Below are 19,718 nucleotides of genomic sequence, written 5' to 3'. Positions count from 1 at the left end.
TGGGTGGCTACATCGACCCACAGTTGGTATTCGTTCAAATAGGGACGGCAGGAGATCATGGGGAAGGAAGACAACATGAGGCGACAGGGGCGACTACGGCAAATGCGAAGAGTTCTCGTCCCTTCCCTCCGCACACAGTTCCAGGTGGAGCTTCTGGAAGACCGAACCGTTCCGGCCGGCGCTTTCTGGGACCCCGCATTCGTCGCCGGTCCGCCGACCGTGCCGACGAGCCTCTTGAGCCAAACGGACTCCGAGATCGAACCGACTCAAGAGCAAGGCGACAACGCTACCAATAGCGGGACAATCACCAACGAGGTCTTCATCGCCGGCGGCACCGGCGACCTCCCGAAGATCATCGACAACGCCAATCTCGCCGACATGAACATCATCCTGATCCACCGGAGTTCCTCGACGACGACGGGCGACGCGAACCAAGGCTTGTCGGTAAGCAACGCGGCAAACAAGGACTCCCCGATCAGGAACTCGGCGAACACCGTCACCAGCCCCAGCGCGAATGTCGACGCCGTCAACACGAACCAGCCCACTTACGGCATCGGCAGCATCCAGTCGACCTCTCAAGTCGCCGGTTCGCTCGATCCCGACAACGCCCTCATCGCTCCAAGCGACACCACCGACGGAACAATCGACGACGAGGCCGAGATCTCGATCGAGACCACCAAGGAACAGGGCAATTTCGCCTTCAACAGCGGGACGTTGATCAATAGCATCTTCGTCGACGGCGGCCTGAGCGACATCGGGATCTTTATCAACAACTCCACCCTGACCGGGGTGAACTTCGCGGTCATCCACGCGAGCGCCTCGGTCTTGATCAACTCGGCCAACGTCGCGGCCGGTCCCGTCGGGGCGATCTCCACCGTCAACACGAACCGGCCCTCCTACGATATCGGCGCGATCGCGTCGACCTCTCAGGTGGCCGGCGTGATCGGTCCCGATCAAGCGGTCATTCGCCAAGGCGCGGGCGGCGACGGCGCCTCGGAGGTCTCGATCGAAACCACCGAGGAACAGGGCAACTTCGCCTCCAACAGCGGCACGATCCTCGATAGCGTCTTCATTGACGGCGGCTTGGGTGACATCGGTCTCATCATCAACAACTCCACCCTCACCAACGTCACCATCACCATCATCCACTTGAGCGACTCGCTGCTCGACGACTCGGCGAACATCGAGGCCGGTCCCGTCCAGGATGTCTCCACCGTCAACGGCAACGAGCCCGTCTATGACATCGACAGCATCGCATCGACCTCCCAGGTGGCCGGAGTGATCGGTCCCGAAGAGGCGGTTGTCGTCCAAAGCGAGACGGTCGGCGGCGAGGCCGAGGCCTCGATCGAAACCACGAAGGAACAGGGCAACTTCGCCACCAACAGCGGCACGCTGATCGATAGCATCTTCGTCAGCGGAGGGATGGGCGAGATCGGGTTCGTCGTCAACAACTCGACCCTGACCGGCGTCAATGTCGCGATCGTTCATGCGAGCGAGTCGCTGTTGATCGATGCGGCGAACATCGCGGCTGGTCCCATCCAGGATGTCGTGACCGTCAACACGAATCAGCCCGACGGCATCATCGGCGAGATCGAATCGACCTCCCGTGTCGAGGGCTCGATCGATCGCGACGAAGCCGTCGTTGACCAAACCGGTTCCTCGGACGAGGCCGGCGACGCGTCCGAGGCCTCGATCGAAACCACCAAGGAACAGGGCAATTACGCTTCCAACAGCGGATCGGTGCTCGGAAGCCTCTTCGTCGACGGGGGGACCGGCGATGTCTCGCTGATCGTCAACAACTCCATCCTGACCGGGGTGAATTTCGCGATCGTCCACGCCAGCGAATCGGTGATCGTCAACACGGGCAACGTCGCGGCCGGCCCCATCGGGGATGTGGAGGCTCACAACATCAACGAGCCGGTCTATGACATCGTCGGCATCGAATCGGACTCGCGCGTGGCCGCGTCGTCCGGTCCCGACCAAGCGGTCATCGGCGGTCCAACCGACTCCTCAAGCGGTAGCACCATCGGTCAAGCCACCATCGAGACGACCAAGGAACAGAACAACGCCGCCACCAATAGCGGCACGCTGCTCAACAGCTTCTTTGTCGATGGCGGGACGGGCGACATCGCCGACATCCTCTACCAAACCACCCTCGCCGGCGTGAACATCAGCACGCCCCACGCGAGCGATTCCCGAATGGTCGGCACGGGCAATATCCACGCCCTCGACGTCCGGGATCTTTTTAGCCTCAACACGATTCGACCGGTCTACGGCATCGGCGACATCGCGTCCGCCTCGGAGGTGGTCGCCTCGATCGTTGACGACCAAGCGGGCATCGGCGGCCAACTCGGCTCCTCAAGCGGTGGCACCATCGTCCAAGCCTCCATCGAGACGACCAAGGAACAGGGCAACTTCTCCACCAACAGCGGCTCGGTGCTCGACAGCTTCTTCCTTGATGGGGGCACGGGCGACATCGCCAACATCGTCTATCAAACCGCCCTCACCGCCGTGAACATCACCACGCCCCATGCGAGCACCTCGGTGATGCCCACCACCGCGAACATCGACGCCGGTCCGGTGCTGGAGGTCTCCACCGACAACACGAATCAACCCATCTACGCCGTCGGCGGCATCGAATCGGACTCGCGGGTGGCCGCCCTGATCGGTCCCGACCAAGCGGTCATCGGCGTTCAACCAAACGGCACCATCAGCCAAGCCACCATCGAGACGACCAAGGAGCAAGGCAACTTCGCCACCAACAGCGGCACGCTGATCAACGGTTTCTTCCTGGATGGAGGGACCGGGGACATCGCCAACATCATCTACCAAGCCACGCTCACCGCCGTGAATTTGAGCACGCCTCACGCGAGCCAAACGCGGATGGAGTCCGCGGGCAACCTCAGCGCCCTCGAGGTCCGAAACGCCTCGTCCCTTCACGACACCAACCCCGTCTTTGACGATGACCGCATCGTGTCGACCTCGCCGGTGGCGGCCTTGATCGTTTCCGACCAAGTCATCATCGACGACGATGCCACGATCGAGACGACCGAGGAGCAGGGCAACTTCGCCACCGACAGCGGCACGGTCCTCGACAGTTATTTCCTCGATGGTGGAACCGGTGTCATCGCCAACATCGTCGGCCAATCGACCCTCACGGCCTTCCTCCGTGCCACGCCCCACACGACCGATTCGCAGGTCCCCTCCGCGACCTTGTTCTTCGAGCGAAGTCCCCTCCTCATCGCCGACCGTCAACCCCAGGCAACCAGATCTTGACCCACGCTCTTCGTCACCACGGTGGCGGGTGGCGCCTTTTGACCAATCTCCGCGTTGACGAAACTCGACGAATCTACGGATTCGCCTGTGTCTCATCTCCTCAATCTTGGCCAACATGGTGCGCTCTCGCTTTGGCCCACTCAAATTTCCTTGACGACGTCGCCAGCGAGCGCGATCGTCGCCAAAAGGATCGAAAACGCGCCGATTCCGACCGAAAAGGGAACAACATGGACCGATTCTCGACCAAATCGCGCCATTTCTCGTCCAATTTGACGCCGTTCTCGACCAATGTCCATCCCGATCGCCACGTCGTCCCGCCTCATGAGTCGCCCTTGTTGCGCTCCGCGATCAACCCGACCCACTTACTTATTGAGATTCAATCTCGATACTCCGCCCCATTGTAGTCGGAAGGCCAGTCACGATTCACCACCTACTCCCGACTTCTTCCCGAGCGAGCCAGATGACCTTGCCGCTTCGGACCGCGGCCGTCACTATTCGGGGAATCACCCGAGGAGTCTGGACGACGCTCATGACACGACGAGGCACCGCCCATCTCCCGCTTCACGGCGGCAAAGCCCCCCGCTGGCTCTTCGAACGCATGGTCCAACTCGCCGGCGCGATCAGCATCGCCATTGTCCGCGACTACGGACCGGACGAAATGCTCCGCCGGCTGAGCGATCCCTTCTGGTTCCAAGCCTTCGGCTGCGTCCTCGGCTTCGATTGGCACTCCAGCGGCGTCACGACCACGGTCTGCGGTGCCCTCAAGGAAGCGACCAAGGAGTACGGCTCGGAGATGGGCTTCGTCGTCTGCGGCGGCAAGGGCAAGACCAGCCGCAGGACGCCCGAGGAGATCGACCGCGTCTGCCAAACGTCAGGTGACAACGGCGCGTCACTCATTCACGCGAGTCGCACGGCGGCGAAGGTCGACAGCGCCGCCCTCCAGGACGGGTACCAGGTCTATCAGCACAGCTTCTTCTTTATTCCGGGGGCCGGGGAGCAGTGGTGCGTCGTGCAGCAAGGGATGAACGACGCCGAGGGTTACGCCAGGCGTTATCATTGGCTCTCGGGCGTACGACCTAGCCTCGTCAGCGATCCGCACGCGGCGGTGGCCGACGACCACCGCGGGGTCTTTCTCAACCTCGTCGCCGAGGAAGCGTCCCAACACCAGGCATGCCTGACCGATCTCTCACGCGAGCACCCCGACCGGCTTCTTGAGGAAGCCTCGCCCCTCTTCGCCGAGCCGATGCCTCTCTTTGAGTTAGCGATGCCTCGACGCCATACCCTCTCGACCGGCCACATCGACCCCAGGGCTCTCCGAAAAGTCCTCGTCAGCACCTACGAAAAACAGGCGACCGACTTCGAGACGCTGCTCGGGACGCCCGGTTTGGGCCCCAAGGCGCTCCGAAGTTTGAGCCTGATCGCCGAGGTGATTCACAACCAGCCCGCCAGTCGCCGTGACCCAGCCGCTTACAGCTTCGCCCACGGCGGCAAGGACGGCCATCCCTACCACGTCAACCGTCTCCTCTACGACGAGAACATCGACCGCCTCCGCACCGCCCTGAACCAAGCCCAAGTCGGCCACTCCGACAAGCTTCACTCCTACAAGCGATTGGCCAAGTTTGTCGATGGGCTGGGGTGAACAATGAGGCGTTCGAAGCCTCCGTTCGGTCGGGAGTTCTTGGGGGAGTTGTGATATGGGGTCCATGCTCACGCTTGCGTGGGCATGCTTGGGATCATGCTTGCGTAGGCATGCTTGGGATCACGCTTGCGTAGGCATGCAAGCCAACAGCATCTAACTCAATGTTTGGGTAGCCCCGGTTGCTCCGCTACCGGGGCGGCGCAGCCGCAAGAGAACTCGGGGGAACAGTTGAACTGCAAACGACTCGTTCTGAGCGGACAGCCGTCGATACGAGATCTCTTAGCGACTCCGTCTATTTGTCCCGGTCCAGAGAGGATGACTACTTCATGTAGTCCCACGGCACAGAGTCCGAATAGGTCATCATGTGACTAGCCGATGTGTCGATTGCACATATCAGGGCCCACAGTGACGCACCTTCCGTTGCATGACCTGACCCATGCTTGATCTGAAAGCAAAACAAGCCGTGCTCAATAACGAGTATACCGTTCACTGAATCGGACGCGGAGAGCTTCTCGTGCAGCTTGTCCATCGTCTCCGTTGCCAAGTCGGTAGCGAGGTGGAAGAACTCGTTTGAGGTACTCCGTTATAAATACCTCTCGCTCCTCGCCCTTGGACGCATTCGACATACCATCGCCTCCATCCAGGCGCCCATCATCTGGACACGAATCGCCTCCATCCTCCGTTCGATTTCTGGATGCATCCGACGTCCTTTCTGTACTTGGTTCATATCGCAGGAAGACTTACCCCCAAAGGACACCCAATGCGATTGGCAGGCAAATGGCCTGCCCTACGGGAAGCGATATGGAGACGCTCGCATGTTGGGACTCTTGTGGCTGCGCCACCCCGATTGGCAAGCAATCGGGGCCACCCGCAGAAACGAATGGCAGGCAAATGGCCTGCCCTACGGGAAGCGTTATGGAGACGCTCGCATGTTGGGACTCTTGTGGCTGCGCCACCCCGATTGGCAAGCAATCGGGGCCACCCGTCGTCGATCCCTGCCGCGTCGCACGGGAACGGAGGGCGACGCCGATGGCAGGCAAATGGCCTGCCCTACGAATGGCGAGGAAGTCGTTATCTCGAGCTTCCGCGGAACGGCAACGCCGTTCTCTGATGAAGCCCAGGGTCGCGCTTCGCGCACCCTGGGAACCGAATCACGAGAGAATCCAACCCCGGATGGGGTTGTCTAGACGCGATTGACCGGGCCGCGAATGACCCCAGGAATCGTTAGAAAACCCTTTCAGGGTTTGGGAAACGGGGCTCATCCTAACCCAGGGTGCGCGGAGCGCGACCCTGGGCTTCGTTAGTCAATGCCTCCGGCATAGGGGCGGCAGAGTCCGCAGTCAGCGCGACCCGTCGTCGATCCCTGCCGCGTCGCTCGGGAACGGAGGGCGACGCCGATGGCAGGCAAATGGCCTGCCCTACGGGAAGCGATTTGGAGACGCTCGCATGTTGGGACTCTTGTGGCTGCGCCACCCCGATTGGCAAGCAATCGGGGCCACCCGCGTCGCACGGGAACGGAGGGCGACGTCGATGGCAGGCAAATGGCCTGCCCTACGGGAAGCGTTATGGAGACGCTCGCATGTTGGGACTCTTGTGGCTGCGCCACCCCGATCGGCAAGCAATCGGGGCCACCCGCGGGTTCGGTGAGAAGGTCGATGATCCGTGGAAGAAAGCCCCCTCACCCCTTGCCCCTCTCCCAGCGGGAGAGGGGAATCATCGAGCCCATCGCCTTACGGTTGACCAAACGCCATCTGACCAAACGCCATCTGACCAAACGCCATCTGACCAAACGCCATCTGACCAAACGCCATCTGACCAAACGCTGGTTGATCGGCGGCTAGGTGCCGATCTTCATGCCGACGGCTTCGGCGACCTTGGAACACTCGGCGACCATTTGCTCGAAGGCGGTGGGGGTGAGCGTTTGTGCTCCGTCGCTCCAGGCCTCTTCGGGACTGGGGTGAACCTCGACGATGAGGCCGTCACAGCCGACCGCGACCGCGGCGCGAGCCATCGGCGCGACAAGTGAGGCCTTGCCGGTGCCGTGACTGGGGTCGATGACGATCGGCAGGTGCGTGTGCTGACGAAGGTACGGCACGCTCGCCAGGGGAAGCGTGAAGCGGGTGTGCGATTCGAAGGTGCGAATGCCGCGTTCGCAGAGCAGGACCTGCTTGTTGCCCTGATCGAGGATGTACTCGGCGGCGAGCAGGAACTCCTCCATCGTCGCGGAGGGGCCGCGTTTGAGCAGCACCGGCTTGGGCTGCTTGCCGACCTCGGCGAGAAGGTCGTAATTCTGCATATTGCGGGCGCCGATCTGAAGGACGTCGGCGTAGCTGGCGACGAGTTCCACGTTCGAGGGGGTCATCACTTCGGTCACGATCGCGAGCCCGGTCTCCTCGCGGGCCAGGGCGAGCAGACGAAGACCCTCCTCCTTGAGCCCTTGGAAGCTGTAGGGGCTGGTGCGTGGCTTGAACGCCCCGCCGCGCAGGGCGGTGGCTCCGCCCTTTTTGACTTGCCGCGCGGTCTCAAGAATCTGCTCCTCGCCTTCGACCGAGCAAGGGCCGGCGATCACGCCAATCGTCCCACCGCCGATCGTCAGGCTGCCGATGGTGACGACGGAGGGATGTTGCTGGACCTCGGTCGAGGCGATCTTGTAGGGAGCGAGGATTGGCACGACGTTGTCGACCCCTTCGCAGGACTCGAGAGCCTCGCGCGTTCCCTGCTGCCGCTTGGCCCCGACGGCGGCCACGACGGTCCGTTCCTCACCGACGATGACATGACTCTTCAGGCCCAGTCCCTCGATCCGCTGACGGACATGTTCGATCTGGCTCTGTTTTGCCGACTGTTTCATCACAACGATCATGGAGAATCCTTTACACTTCCTCGGGCAAGGAAAGTCGGCACCGCGCCGGTCGGGGCTGGGCGAACGCCGGCCCGGAATGGCCACTTGCGGCGACATTGCTTTCACTAGATGGAGTTACGTCCAATTCATCCGCTCGCCTACCGGAGGAATTGGAGCGGGGCACTCGCGGATCAAGCTACCATTGTATGGCTGGCGTCGCCTGGCGGGTACAGTCCCTTTCCCTGGGGCGAGCGGAGCCGGCCGCCGTCGATCGCGCCGGTCGCGAGACATGGGCGCGTTCGGGACAAGGTCATTACAGGGGTGCTCCTCATGGCGGGTTCGCTGACGCGGGCGATCGACCTACTTCGGCTCGGCGGCTCGGCCTGGCGTCTTCGCGGGGCCGACGAACAGTCCGTTCGCGACAGCGCTCGGCATGCGTTGATCGAGCGGATGGGGCGGCTGCGCGGGCTTCCGCAGAAGGTGGGCCAGATGCTCTCGATGGGCGAGAGTGAATCGGCCGAGGACTTTCGCCGACTGACCGAACATGCCCCGGCGCTTCCGGTCGACGTGATCCGTTCGGAGCTAGCCTCCGCATGGCAACAACCGGTCCAGGAGGTGCTTGGTCATCTCGACGCCAACGGGTTGGCGGCCTCGCTGGGTCAAGTCCACCGGGGGGAGTTGGTCGATGGGACGTCGGTCGCGATCAAGGTACGACTCCCCGGGATCGACGCCGCGGTCGCTTCGGACCTCAAGCACCTTGGGTGGCTGAGCCTGCCGGTTGGAGGTCTGGCGGGGCGCGGGTTCGATCTGGCCGGCTATCGCGAGGAGATCGTTCGCGATTTGAACGAGGAACTCGACTACCGCGTCGAAGCCGAGCAACAGCGTCGCTCCGCCGCGTTTGCCGGACGTCTCGGCTTTGTCGTCGTGCCGGAAACGATCGACGAATTCTGCCGCGAGAACGTCCTGGTTTCCTCTTGGGAAGAGGGCGAGACGATCGACAAGGTGGTCGCCGAATGGAGCGCCGCGGAGAAGCGATCGCTGGGCAAGCAACTGCTGAGGCTCTTCGCGGCGTCGCTGTTCGACGAGGGCTGGGTCCACGCCGACCCGCATGCGGGGAACTACCGCTTTCGCCGGGATGGGCGGGAGCCGAAGGTGCTGCTCTACGATCACGGCTCGATCTGGAAGCCGGACCGGGAGCATCGGCTCGCCCTGGTTCGGTTGATCCTCTCGACGGCGCGAGGGGCGGACGAGGACCCGTATCCGCTTTTTTTGAAGCTCGGCTTTCGCGAGGAGACGCTCGAACCGATGCGCGACCGATTGGCCCCGCTCTGTCGCGTCCTGTTTGAACCGCTGACCGTCGAGGCCCCGTACGATCTGCGCGACTGGCGCCGCGGCGAGCGAGTCGCGGACATCTTGGGCGACGATCGCTGGAACTTCCGCATCAGCGGGTCCCCGAGCCTCGTCTTTCTGATGAGAACCTTTCACGGCTTGATCTACTACCTCGAACAACTCGGAGAGCCGGTCAATTGGTGGTGGCATTGCCGCGGCGTGCTCGAGGGACTCGAGCGCGAGGCCGCGAGGCTCCCGCTGCCGATGACGTCTCGACGGTCGACGACCTTCGGGCAACTCGCGAGTCATCTGCACATCCGCGTTCAGGAGGAGGGACGCACGAAGGTCAAGGTGTCGCTCTCCGCGGGGGCGGTCGAGGACTTGAGCGATCTTCTCGACGACGATGTCCGCCGCAAGATCCGCACGCGCGGCATCGACCTCGAGGAGTTGGTTCGCGGCGTGCGCCGATCGGGCTACGCTCCCAGGACGCTCTTCGAACTGGACGAACCGCCCCGCCACTTCGCGGTCTGGCTCGAATAGGGACGATTGGTTCCGACTTGGCATTGAGCTAAAACACCCCCAGCGAGGATAATGGCGGGGGACCGAACTTGAGACATCTATTGATCGAACGATCGCGACGGGAAGGGGCCAGTGATCGACTATACCGATGGTGAGATCCACGACGTCGTCGTCAAGGAACTGCGGAAGTTCAGCGACCGTCGCGGCTGGTTGATCGAGATCTACCGGAGCGATGAGCTGCCCGAGGCCTACCTGCCGACGATGAGCTATATCTCCGAAACCCTTCCCGGCGTCGCCCGCGGGCCGCACGAGCACGTCGATCAGACCGACACCTTCGGGTTCGTCGGCCCGTCGACGTTTCGGCTCTACCTTTGGGATCGGCGCGAGGACTCGCCGACGGCGGGCCGCCGAATGATCATGGAGGTCGGCGAGGAAAAGCCAGCGGCGGTGACGATTCCGCCGGGGGTCGTCCACGCTTACAAGAACGTCGGCCCCAAACCGGGATGGGTGATCAACTGTCCCAATCGTCTGTACGCGGGGGAAGGCAAAAAGGAACCGGTGGACGAGATCCGCCACGAGGACGATCCCGAGAGCCCCTTTCAACTCGTCGATTGACGAGCGTTTGCTGGAGAGAAGACCACCATGCCGGAGAGTTATTCGCTGACACCCGACCCCAATCCCCCCAGTGGCGGTGGGCAACGACCGCCTCAGACGCCCCCTATCGTGATCAACAACATTCCGCCCAAGAAGCCTTGGCTGGGAAGCACGATCGTGCGAACCCTGCTGGTGCTGTCGATCCTCGGCAACATCGCGCTGTTCGGCATGTACCGCACCTACTATCCGGGGGTCTCGAGCAACGAGCAGTTCGTCTCCGGCAAGCAGTTCGCCTCCGCCAAGATCGCGATCATTCCCGTCGAGGGCATGATCACGACCGAGTCGGTCAAGTCGGCCCGTGGCGAACTGAAAAAGGCGATGAAGGACGATGATGTGAAAGCGATCGTCCTCGCCGTCAACTCGCCGGGCGGCACGATCTCCGGTAGCGACGAACTCTATCACACGATCACCGAGTTCAAGCAGAAGACCCAGCGTCCGATTGTCGTTTCGATGGAAGGGCTCGCCACCAGCGGGGCCTACTACATCTCGATGCCGGCCGACGAGATCTTCGCCGAACGGTCGTGCATCACCGGCTCGATCGGGGTCATCGTCAACCTGATGAGCTTCGAGAAGCTACTCAAGGACTGGGGCATCCAGCCGGAAGTCATTAAGAGCGGCTCGATGAAAGACAGCGGCTCGCCCTTCCGGACCATGACCCCGGAGGAGCGCGAGGAGTGGCAGGGTCTGGTCACCGCGATGTTCGATCAGTTCCTCGGCGTGATTCTCAAGCACCGCACCGAGAAGATCGGCGGCGAGGAGAAGCTCCGCAAGATCGCCAACGGGCAGGTCTTCATCGCCGAGGAAGCCAAGAAACTCGGCTTGATCGATGCGATCGGCTATCGCGATGATGCGATCGAGAGCGCGAAGAAACTCGCCGGTGTCGGCGAGGAGGTCCGGATCATCACCTACCAGCGGCCCTTTGGCGGTTGGCTCGACGTGATCCAGTCGAAGCGGCAATCGAGCGTCTTGCCCAACTGGACCCAGCTCGCCGATCTTCGCATGCCCGGTATCTGGCTTCTCCCCGGCAGCATGTTCACCGCCGGCCCGTGACGTTGGCCGGTTTGGGGAAAAGGGTCGGGTGGGCCTGTGGCCCAGCACAACCGACAATACCTCGGGTCAATAACAACCCGCGGTATCAACGACCAATGATCCGCGGCGTCTCGAATAGCGACGCCCTTCGATTAGGACACGACGACTCTCAACCGTTTGGCAAGGAAGCCTGCTCATGCTGCCGCACCACCGAACCATTCGCCATCGCATGTTGCTCGTGATCGCGAGCACCGCCGTGTGCGCGACCCTCGCCTGCTCGAAAAACAAACGTCCGAAGATCTACCCCGCCCAAGTCAACGGCCATGTCACGCTCGACGGCACGCCGCTCGAATCCGGCACCGTGACGCTGATTCCCGAAACCTCCGAGGAGGAAGGAGGGAGACCCGGCATCGCGCGGATCGAGAAGGATGGCAGCTACTGGATTGGCAATGCCAACCGCTCCAAGCCCGCAGGCGTCCCCGTCGGACACTACCGGGTGACCATCTTGTCGATGCAACCCGATCCGTCAGGCTCGGGACGTCCCGTCGCGTCGCTGGTCATCCCCGAACGATATGCCGATCACGAATCGACGCCCTTTCTCGTCGAGGTCGCCGCCGGCGACAACAAGGTCGATCTCAAGCTCACCTCGACGGAGGAAGCCTCCCCCGCGACCTCAGAAGAGTCGGGCCCGCTCGGCAATTGACGCCGCGGCCGAAACCCGTTTCGATTCCCTTGACGCCAACCGCGCGACGGTGGCGGCTTCGTGCCGCAACAGCCAACGCTTGACCCTCACCCCGCCGGCGTAGCCCGAAAGCGATCCGTCGGCGCCGATGACGCGATGGCAAGGGACGACGATCGACAACGGGTTGCGGCCGTTGGCGGTTCCCACCGCACGGACGGCCGAGGGACGCCCGACACGCTTGGCGAGTTCCGTGTAGGTGATCGTCTCTCCCATCGGGATCCGCGCAAGCTCCCTCCAGACGGCTCGCTGGAAGTCCGTTCCCGCGGCCGCGAGGGGAAGTTCAAACGTCAGTCGGTCACCCGCGAAGTAGGCCTCCAGTTGTCCGATGACCTCTCGAAAGGGCGCCTCGTCCCGGCACCAGCGGTGATCGATCGCCGGTCCCCCCTTGTGCCCTTCGAGGTAGAGCCCCGTCAGCGCATCGCCACGAGCGAGGAGCGAAAGCTCGCCGATCGGACTCGAGACCGCCCAGTAGGATGTCGACTCGCTCATGGTCAGTTCCTCCCCTTTTCGTTCTGCCGCTGACTGATTCGCCATAGATGCATCGCGGCGTAGGCCCGCCATGGACGCCACGCCATCGACTCGCGCAGGAGTTCTCGAGAGCCAATCCCGCCGAGCGCTTTTCGCAGCCCGAGGTCGGCATGAGGAAAGGCGTCGGGCCAACGGAGTGCCCGCATCGCGATGTAGTGGGCGGTCCAGGGTCCAATGCCGTCGAGCCTCTCGAGTTGTTCGACCACCACTTCCGGCCGGGGCGCCAGCGCAAGCGCCACCCGCTGCTCGCTGACCGCGGCGGCCAACGAACGAATCGAGGACGCGCGCTTGCCCGGCATGCCAAGTCCGGCGAGCGCCGCGACCGTCGCTTCGGCCAGTCGAGGTGCGTTCGGCGAAAGGTGCGTCAGCGTGGGGAACGGCGTTTCGATCGGCTCCCCGAAGCGATCCGCGACCCGTCCGGCCAGATCGGTCGCGGCACGGACGGAGATCTGCTGCCCGAGGATCGCCCGCAGCGCGATCTCGAAGCCATCGAACGCCCCAGGTACCCGCAAGCCCGGCGACCGGCGGAGCGATTCCGCCAAGCGATGATCGCTACGCAAATGTTCGTCGATCACGTCGGGGCGAGCCCCGAGATCGAAGAGAGACTTCACCCTCGATAGGACATGGGCCAGCACGGGAACCAACGAGAGAGAGACGTCCACCACTAGTTCTGGACGTCGCTCACGAGGAGAGACGCGGAGCCACCCACGACAGTCCCCTTCGCGCACCGTCCGCACGTAGCTCCCCTCTTCGACGACTTCCACGCCACGGGTCGTGCGCGCGGCAAGGAACTCGAGCATCTCCTCCCAAGCGTAAGGAGGCCGATACGCCAGGCGCAGCTTGAGCGAGGTCGCCCCCTCGCTCGGAGCGGGTGTGGAACGGCGAAGCTGGGTCGGGGCGAGCTGATAGTGCCGACGAAAGAGGTCGTTGAATCGACGCACGCTGCCGAAACCACTGGCGAACGCGACGTCCGCGGCGCTCAAGTCGGTCTCCGTGAGAAGCTGCTTGGCGAGGAGCAGGCGTCTGGTCTGAGCCAGTCCCACTGGCGAAACGCCCAATTCGCTCTTGAGCAAGCGACGGATCTGGCGTGGGCCGAGCCCGACTTCCTGGGCGAGACGTTCGAGCGATCCCTCATCATCGAGCGCCCCCGACTCGATGCGGTTCGCCACCACATGGGCCATTCGCTTTCCCGCGTCGACCGGGGCGAAACCGGGAGCAAGTTCCGGACGGCACTTCAAGCAAGGGCGAAAGCCCTGCCCCTCCGCGGCGGCGGCACTGGCGAAGTAGCGACATCGGTCCTGGCGCGGGGTACGGGCGGTGCAGATCGGTCGGCAGTAGATCCCCGTCGACGTCACCGCGACGAAGAAGACGCCGTCGAAGCGCTCGTCTCGCGCCGCGATCGCTCGGTAACAACTTTCGGCATCGAGTGTCATGGCAGAAACTTGGCAGCCCGTTGAAGACAGATTGACGTTTTCCGAGACAGCCTAACAATCGCCACGCCGACAAGCTGGCCGTTTTCGGACACGTGAGTCGAGAAGGACGCTTGGCAAACTTTCCCTCACCGCCCTCGCCGTCTCCCCACCGTTGGACCGCCGGCGTCCGATGGGAGGAGCAACCCAAGAGCTCTGGGGCAATTGTGTTGTGAACGGTAGGACGTCGCGTATACTATCTAGCTCACTCGGGGGGCCACTCGAGCCAAACAATCGGCACGCATCGTCACGTTCGCGTCGCCGCTTGCGCTCATTTCTTACAAGGGGGACTTCATGAAACGACGTGGTTTCACGTTGGTCGAATTGCTCGTCGTGATCGCGATCATCGGCGTCCTGGTCGCGCTCTTATTGCCAGCGGTTCAGCAAGCCCGCGAAGCCGCGCGGCGAACGATGTGCACGAACAACCTCAAGCAAGTCGGCCTCGGCTTGACCAACTACGCCGAGGCCCACGGTCAGTTTCCCCCCGCCGCCTCCTGGCGCGACGTCGGAACGGCCACGGAGTACACTCACGGCTGGTACAACTCCTCGTCGCACTACCCGAAGATGGGGGCGACCTTCCTCGTCCACATCCTCCCCTACATCGACCAAACCCAACTCTACGACCGGGTGAACTTCGACCACGGCATGCCCGAAGCGGAGAACGAAACCGTCCGAGCGACGCGCATCGGTTCGTATCTCTGTCCGAGCGATTCGTTCAACTCGACGACGATGACGCGCTACGGCGGCAACTGGGCTCGGGGCAACTATGGCGCTTGGATCAACAACGTCACCAATCCCAACACCAACGCGAGAGGCTTCGGCTGGATCCAAGTCGACGGAAGCAAAACCCCGATGGCGATCCAGGCCTCCGCGCGGCTCAACCAACTGCAAGACGGTGTGTCCAAGACCGCGTTGGCGTGGGAACTTCGCTCGCACCTGGCGGACAGCCCACGCGGCGTTTGGGCGTTGCCGAAGTTCGGAGCGACGCTGCTCGGCAACTGCTGGGGCGTCGCGGACTGCCATCACGGCATCAACTTCTACGGGGTCAACGGCGAGGATATCGTCCACGGGGTCGACGATCCGCAAGCCCGACTTCGCAACTATCCCAGCAACGATGCCCAGGCCGCATCTCACAGCCTGCATCCGGGAGGCGTCAACGTCCTCTTCGCCGACGGCACCGTGACCTTCGTCAACGAAGCCATCAACGTGAAGGTCGGCCGCGGGATCTCGACAATCGACGGTGGCGAAATCGTCGAGTTCTAGGCTCCCATCAATCGACCTCTTCGAAACGAGATATCCCATGAAGAAGCGTTGGCACGTCTGTCGACGGATGATGGTGTTGATCGGATTGGCATTCGTCTCGCTTGGCTGCTCCGCCCAAGCCCCTCAGAACGAGACGACCAAAGTCGAAGGTCTCGTGACGATCAACGGCACCCCGCTGCCCCGGGTGGCGGTGACGTTCTTTCCGGTCGGCGACCAGCCCAACGGTCGCCCCACGAGTGTCGAGGCGAACACCGAGGGTCACTTCGCCCTCGACGCGGCGGCGGGAGCCAACAGTGTGACGATCGCTCCGCTCGATCCCGAGATGGACATGTTCGATCTGAACCCAAAGTGTCGCTCCGCGACGGAGACCCCTCTCGAGATCGATCTGCCCAAGGGTCAGTCCATCACGCTTGTGATCGAGGCCGGCGCCAAGCCCAGCATCACCGAGAAACCAGTTCCTTAGTGCACTGGTCCATCTAGGTTCTCGGGTGCCACTGGCAACTGGTCAACCAGCGCTAAAGGGATAGGGTTGCACGAACACGAACTACAAGCTGGAGCAGAGCACCAGTCTCCTGATTGGCAAGTTCGTTGCACGAAGCCTCGATCCCCAATCGTACGGGAGAGCGCCGAATCAAGGGCGTTACTCACATGCCCACGGCGAGCGTAGGCATGGCACCCAAGAGTCTATTGGGCAAGGAATTGACCTATCAGGCTAGTGGTTCATCTATCCTAGGATTTCGGGTTGGTTGATTGCTTCTGTTCGAGGAAACTTGCTGCTTCCTGGAAAGCACGGAGGTTTCCCAATGAACAAGAAGTACATCGTTCGCCTCACGGAAGAGGAACGCGCAACTTGTCACGCGGTCATCAAGAAGCTCAAAGGCTCCTCCCAGAAGGTTCGACGGGCACAAATGCTCTTGAAGACAGACGCCAACGGTCCGGCGTGGACGGATGAGAGAATTGCCGAGGCTTTTGGTTGTCGTGTCCAGACCGTTGAGAATCTACGCAAACGCCTAGTCACCGAGAGTTTTGCGTTGGCATTGGATGGAATGAGACGCGAGAAGCCACCGACTCCGCCGAAGCTCGACGGGCAGGCCGAAGCAAGACTAATCGCCATGCGTCTGGGAGAGCCGCCCAAGGGATACGGCAAGTGGACGCTGCAACTGCTTGCCGATCAATTGGTTAAACTAGAGGTAGTGGAATCCATTTGTCCCGAGACCGTTCGCAAGACGCTAAAAAAAATCGCATGACCAAGCGTATGATCGACTATTGGGTGATCCCCCCCGAGAACGACGCTGAGTTCGTCGCTTGCATGGAGGAAGTCCTCGAAACCTATGAAAGACCCTACGATGCAGACCATCCGGTCATTTGCATGGACGAGCAACCGGTCCAGCTGATCAAAGAAACAAGGCAGCCGATTGAAGCTGCCAAGGACCATCCCAAGCGAGTCGATTACGAGTATGAACGAAACGGAACGGCGAGCATCTTCATGTTCAGCGAGCCGCTTTCAGGTTTTCGCCAAGCGACGGCCAGGTCGCAACGCACCAAGGTTGATTGGGCGCAAGAGGTCGCGCAACTGCTCGACACTCGCTACGCCGATTGCCAGCAAGTGACGCTGGTTCTCGACAACCTAAACACCCACACCAAGGGAGCGTTCTACGAGTTGTTTGAGCCTGCCGTGGCACGTGCCTATGTCAAGCGAATCACGTTCGTCTACACTCCGAAGCATGGGAGCTGGCTAAACGTCGCCGAATGCGAACTGAGCGCGATGACACGACAGTGTCTGACCGGTCGACGCGTCGGCGAACTCGACGAATTACGAGACGAAATCGGGGCTTGGTCCGACCAGACCAACCAGAAGCAGCGCGGCGTCGACTGGCAACTACAAATCGACGAAGCACGCACCAAACTGGCCCGACTCTACCCCAAAATTAAGAATGGATGATGCACTAGCAGCCCATTGATCTCTTCGCTGCTGGCTGCGAACGGCCCGCTTCAATCAACGGACTGCTACGATGACGTCTCCTCAGTCGATGACGGCAAGCCGCTGTAGCTGACGGTCTCGGGAACGGAGATGCCGCCGGAAATCACCGCGCGCAGGGTCTCGTCGAGATCCCAGTTCAACTCGACCACATCCTCTTCCGGCACCAGCAGCATGTACCCCGAGGTCGGAACCGGCGTCGTCGGCACGTAGAGGCAGAGGATCGTCTTGCCCGATTCGGTATCGACGCAAGTCGAGGTGACGAACGCGGGAACGCGCGTCCCCGGGTGGGGGAACGAAACCAGGACGACCCGCTTGAACTGCCTCATGCCGGTCTTCGATTGCTGCACCGAGTTGAAGACGCCCCGGACGGCATTGTAGATCACCGTCACTCCCGGCAGTTTGCGAAAGATCCAGTCGAACGCCGCGTCGAGGCGCGAGTGGACCAACATCCCTAGCATGTACAGCCCCGCGCCGATCGCCACGATCGCGAGCAGTGGGGCCACCCAGTCCTCGATCCAGTAGGGTAAGTCGCCCGACTCGCTCGCATGCACCCGACCGCTGAAGGTAAGCGCCTTGATGATCAACATCGCCACCGGTTCGATGACGCTATCGCGCACCGTTTGGTAGAGCCAAGCGATGATCATCGCGGTGATCGCGAAGGGCAGGATGAGCACCGTTCCGCCAATGATCCGCTTCCGGACGAGCTCGATGATGCCACGGGGCGTCGGATCCTCGGAAGGATCGGTCGGGGGAAGAACGCTCATGAGGGTGCCTCTTGGAAGAGCCTGGCGAAACGGGTCCGATGGGTCGACGGCCCAACGTACATCGACTTGGGCCTACTGGCAAGCCGAGGGGGAGTCGCCCTAGCGGCCTCGCATCCCCTCCCCCATCTCCCCCAAGCTGCCACGAAACGCGGATGTGATCTTCCGGACGAACTCGGTCCCGAGCGAGACGAAGGTCGACGCGCCGGCGAGGACGGGCCTCAATTCTCCTTCCGCGGCGTCCCAACCTACGCGAGATGGAATAAGTTCCGCCGAATTGTCAAACTCACGCCCCGCAAACGTCCGATGAACCGTGGGACACCGATATTCGGCATCTTCGCTACCATCCATCTCATCCTCTCCACGAGCAGCGCGGAGAGGGGGAACGGACGTCGGCGAGCCGAGAGGAGTGACGGATGCGACGAGCACTAGTCGGGATCGCTCTGACCGTCGGCCTATGCTGCGCCGACCCCGCGCGTGGCTTGGCCCAGGAGCCAGTGCCGCTCTCGCCGGGAACCTACGAGCCAGACCCGAGTTCCCAGCCGATCGACGGCGCGACGGACTTTCAACTGTTGACCGCCGAATGGTCGCCCACCGATCCGACGGCCCCCGCGCCCCAGGCGCGTCCCCAAGGGCAAGGAGGCGCTCCGGGCGGCATCACGCCGATCGTGCACACGACCGAGTGCGAGTTCGACGCGGTCTCGCACTTCAACGAGGTCTCGTGTCGGCCCGCGCAAAAGCAGCCGCTGTGGAAGAAGTTCATGGCGCTCAAGCACAAGCCCTGCGACGACTGCGGTTCGCTCGGGGCGTGCGGCTGCGGCGAGACCGGACCGTGCGATTTCACCTGTGCCAATTGCATGTCCTGGCTCAACTTCGAGAAGCGCATCATCCTCGCCTACGGACGCGGTGCCGCGTGGAAGACCTTCACCCGCACCGTCTACGGCGGCATGTACCAGGGACAGGCAGGCGTCGAACTGTTGCCCTTCGTCTGCTGGAACGGCGACTGCATCTACAGCCGCTGGGGCATGATGTTCATGTTCGACTACAACCGCTACGAGGGGAGCGCCGACACGGTCACGCTCCAAACCCTCAACGCCCAACAGGGAACGCTTAGTCAACTCGCGGTCAATCGAGGCGAGACCTTCAGCTTTCAGATGGGACCGGTTTGGCGAACCGACTTGAACCTTTGGAAGGTGCGGCTGAGTCCCAACTTCTCGACCGGAATCACCTTCGACTGGACCAACATCGAGACCGGTCCTCCGGTCAGCTACTACATCTACCAAGTCGAGAAGTTCAAGGCGTCCGGCTTTGACGTCGGTGGCTATCTCCGCTTCGTCCTCGGCATCGGCTTGACCAAGACGACGACGTTCGGCGTCGGGACCGAGTTCCGCTACACCCCCACCGACGTGTTGACGCCTGACGATCGTTCGATGCGGAAGTACCTGAGCCTGATCCTTCAGGTGACACAGAACTTCTAAGTCACGCGAGACATCCCGAAAGGAGTCGGTGGCAGGGCACACGCACTGTCACCGTTCCGGTCGTTCTTGAGGTTGGCTTCGGCAGAAGACGACCTGCCCAAATCCCCCGCGGCGTTCACCGCGATCCTCTCCCTGCCCCTCCGAGGCACCGAACGAGCCCTTGACCGATCCCTTCCCGGCGATATTACAATGTCATACCTTTAATGCGACG

General features: G+C 62.2%; 16 protein-coding genes. 12 read left to right on the top strand and 4 right to left on the bottom strand.

All coding sequences use genetic code 11. The features are described 5' to 3' along the window. The first annotated feature begins 75 nt into the window (after positions 1-75). The 3 genes from Pan216_RS08920 to Pan216_RS08910 all read left to right on the top strand — a co-directional run bounded on the left by Pan216_RS08920 (position 76) and on the right by Pan216_RS08910 (position 6,756). Positions 76-3,276, top strand: a complete 3,201-nt coding sequence (locus Pan216_RS08920; RefSeq protein ID WP_145257657.1) for a beta strand repeat-containing protein — start codon at positions 76-78, stop codon at positions 3,274-3,276. Between the two features lie 529 nt (positions 3,277-3,805). Next, positions 3,806-4,915, top strand: coding sequence for a DUF763 domain-containing protein (locus Pan216_RS08915; RefSeq protein ID WP_145257656.1), 1,110 nt, complete (start codon positions 3,806-3,808; stop codon positions 4,913-4,915). Positions 4,916-6,570: 1,655 nt separating this feature from the next. Beyond that, positions 6,571-6,756, top strand: coding sequence for a hypothetical protein (locus Pan216_RS08910; RefSeq protein WP_145257655.1), 186 nt, complete (start codon positions 6,571-6,573; stop codon positions 6,754-6,756). On the opposite strand, the gene aroF is transcribed toward Pan216_RS08910, so the two are convergent. After that, positions 6,753-7,775, bottom strand: a complete 1,023-nt coding sequence (aroF, locus tag Pan216_RS08905; protein WP_145257654.1) for a 3-deoxy-7-phosphoheptulonate synthase — start codon at positions 7,773-7,775, stop codon at positions 6,753-6,755. The two genes, Pan216_RS08910 and aroF, sit on opposite strands and share 4 nt — an antisense overlap. Before the next feature lie 309 nt (positions 7,776-8,084). Between aroF and Pan216_RS08900 the strand changes: the two genes are divergently transcribed. The 4 genes from Pan216_RS08900 (at position 8,085) to Pan216_RS08885 (ending at position 11,988) form a co-directional block, all read left to right on the top strand. Beyond that, positions 8,085-9,623 carry an AarF/UbiB family protein gene (locus tag Pan216_RS08900; protein ID WP_419193433.1) on the top strand — a complete coding sequence of 513 codons (1,539 nt, stop codon included), beginning with the start codon at positions 8,085-8,087 and terminating at the stop codon, positions 9,621-9,623. A gap of 114 nt (positions 9,624-9,737) precedes the next feature. Further along, entirely contained in the window at positions 9,738-10,217 is a 480-nt protein-coding gene (locus Pan216_RS08895; RefSeq protein ID WP_145263797.1) for a dTDP-4-dehydrorhamnose 3,5-epimerase family protein, read from the top strand. 27 nt (positions 10,218-10,244) lie between these two features. Next, on the top strand, positions 10,245-11,306 hold the full coding sequence (gene sppA / locus Pan216_RS08890; protein WP_145257652.1) for a signal peptide peptidase SppA: 1,062 nt from the start codon (positions 10,245-10,247) through the stop codon (positions 11,304-11,306). 175 nt (positions 11,307-11,481) lie between these two features. After that, a complete protein-coding gene (locus Pan216_RS08885; RefSeq protein ID WP_145257651.1) occupies positions 11,482-11,988 on the top strand; it encodes an SMP-30/gluconolactonase/LRE family protein in 507 nt (168 codons plus the stop codon). On the opposite strand, the gene Pan216_RS08880 is transcribed toward Pan216_RS08885, so the two are convergent. Next, positions 11,959-12,516, bottom strand: coding sequence for a methylated-DNA--[protein]-cysteine S-methyltransferase (locus Pan216_RS08880; protein WP_145257650.1), 558 nt, complete (start codon positions 12,514-12,516; stop codon positions 11,959-11,961). The two genes, Pan216_RS08885 and Pan216_RS08880, sit on opposite strands and share 30 nt — an antisense overlap. A gap of 2 nt (positions 12,517-12,518) precedes the next feature. Continuing rightward, a complete protein-coding gene (locus Pan216_RS08875) occupies positions 12,519-13,988 on the bottom strand; it encodes an AlkA N-terminal domain-containing protein (protein WP_145257649.1) in 1,470 nt (489 codons plus the stop codon). Positions 13,989-14,318: 330 nt separating this feature from the next. Between Pan216_RS08875 and Pan216_RS08870 the strand changes: the two genes are divergently transcribed. From Pan216_RS08870 to Pan216_RS08855, 4 genes are all read left to right on the top strand, one after another. Then, positions 14,319-15,287: a DUF1559 domain-containing protein gene (locus Pan216_RS08870; protein WP_145257648.1), complete on the top strand. Its 969-nt coding sequence runs from the start codon at positions 14,319-14,321 to the stop codon at positions 15,285-15,287. Positions 15,288-15,324: 37 nt separating this feature from the next. Continuing rightward, on the top strand, positions 15,325-15,750 hold the full coding sequence (locus tag Pan216_RS08865) for a hypothetical protein (protein WP_145257647.1): 426 nt from the start codon (positions 15,325-15,327) through the stop codon (positions 15,748-15,750). A gap of 340 nt (positions 15,751-16,090) precedes the next feature. Then, positions 16,091-16,534: a helix-turn-helix domain-containing protein gene (locus Pan216_RS08860; RefSeq protein ID WP_145254025.1), complete on the top strand. Its 444-nt coding sequence runs from the start codon at positions 16,091-16,093 to the stop codon at positions 16,532-16,534. Continuing rightward, on the top strand, positions 16,531-17,229 hold the full coding sequence (locus Pan216_RS08855; RefSeq protein WP_145254028.1) for an IS630 family transposase: 699 nt from the start codon (positions 16,531-16,533) through the stop codon (positions 17,227-17,229). The genes Pan216_RS08860 and Pan216_RS08855 overlap by 4 nt, the downstream gene beginning before the upstream one ends. A 65-nt stretch (positions 17,230-17,294) precedes the next feature. Here the strand turns inward: Pan216_RS08855 and Pan216_RS08850 are convergent, their stop codons facing one another. After that, entirely contained in the window at positions 17,295-18,032 is a 738-nt protein-coding gene (locus Pan216_RS08850) for a DUF502 domain-containing protein (protein WP_145257646.1), read from the bottom strand. Positions 18,033-18,445: 413 nt separating this feature from the next. On the opposite strand from Pan216_RS08850, the gene Pan216_RS08845 reads away from it, so the two are divergent. Beyond that, entirely contained in the window at positions 18,446-19,507 is a 1,062-nt protein-coding gene (locus Pan216_RS08845; protein ID WP_145257645.1) for a hypothetical protein, read from the top strand. Positions 19,508-19,718 lie beyond the last annotated feature (211 nt).

The organism is Kolteria novifilia, from assembly GCA_007748055.1.
Taxonomy (GTDB): Bacteria; Planctomycetota; Planctomycetia; order Kolteriales; family Kolteriaceae; genus Kolteria; species Kolteria novifilia.
The sequence above is the reverse complement of the archived record's forward strand: the minus strand, read 5'-3'. Positions and strand labels throughout refer to the sequence as shown.

Bases quoted from the DNA above. Each gene is read 5' to 3' on its own strand.
- Pan216_RS08920 (WP_145257657.1), top strand. From the start codon at position 76: ATGAGGCGACAGGGGCGACTACGGCAAATGCGAAGAGTTCTCGTCCCT.
- Pan216_RS08915 (WP_145257656.1), top strand. From the start codon at position 3,806: ATGACACGACGAGGCACCGCCCATCTCCCGCTTCACGGCGGCAAAGCC.
- Pan216_RS08910 (WP_145257655.1), top strand. From the start codon at position 6,571: ATGATCCGTGGAAGAAAGCCCCCTCACCCCTTGCCCCTCTCCCAGCGG.
- aroF (WP_145257654.1), bottom strand. From the start codon at position 7,775: ATGATCGTTGTGATGAAACAGTCGGCAAAACAGAGCCAGATCGAACAT.
- Pan216_RS08900 (WP_419193433.1), top strand. From the start codon at position 8,085: ATGGCGGGTTCGCTGACGCGGGCGATCGACCTACTTCGGCTCGGCGGC.
- sppA (WP_145257652.1), top strand. From the start codon at position 10,245: ATGCCGGAGAGTTATTCGCTGACACCCGACCCCAATCCCCCCAGTGGC.
- Pan216_RS08885 (WP_145257651.1), top strand. From the start codon at position 11,482: ATGCTGCCGCACCACCGAACCATTCGCCATCGCATGTTGCTCGTGATC.
- Pan216_RS08880 (WP_145257650.1), bottom strand. From the start codon at position 12,516: ATGAGCGAGTCGACATCCTACTGGGCGGTCTCGAGTCCGATCGGCGAG.
- Pan216_RS08875 (WP_145257649.1), bottom strand. From the start codon at position 13,988: ATGACACTCGATGCCGAAAGTTGTTACCGAGCGATCGCGGCGCGAGAC.
- Pan216_RS08870 (WP_145257648.1), top strand. From the start codon at position 14,319: ATGAAACGACGTGGTTTCACGTTGGTCGAATTGCTCGTCGTGATCGCG.
- Pan216_RS08865 (WP_145257647.1), top strand. From the start codon at position 15,325: ATGAAGAAGCGTTGGCACGTCTGTCGACGGATGATGGTGTTGATCGGA.
- Pan216_RS08860 (WP_145254025.1), top strand. From the start codon at position 16,091: ATGAACAAGAAGTACATCGTTCGCCTCACGGAAGAGGAACGCGCAACT.
- Pan216_RS08855 (WP_145254028.1), top strand. From the start codon at position 16,531: ATGACCAAGCGTATGATCGACTATTGGGTGATCCCCCCCGAGAACGAC.
- Pan216_RS08850 (WP_145257646.1), bottom strand. From the start codon at position 18,032: ATGAGCGTTCTTCCCCCGACCGATCCTTCCGAGGATCCGACGCCCCGT.
- Pan216_RS08845 (WP_145257645.1), top strand. From the start codon at position 18,446: ATGCGACGAGCACTAGTCGGGATCGCTCTGACCGTCGGCCTATGCTGC.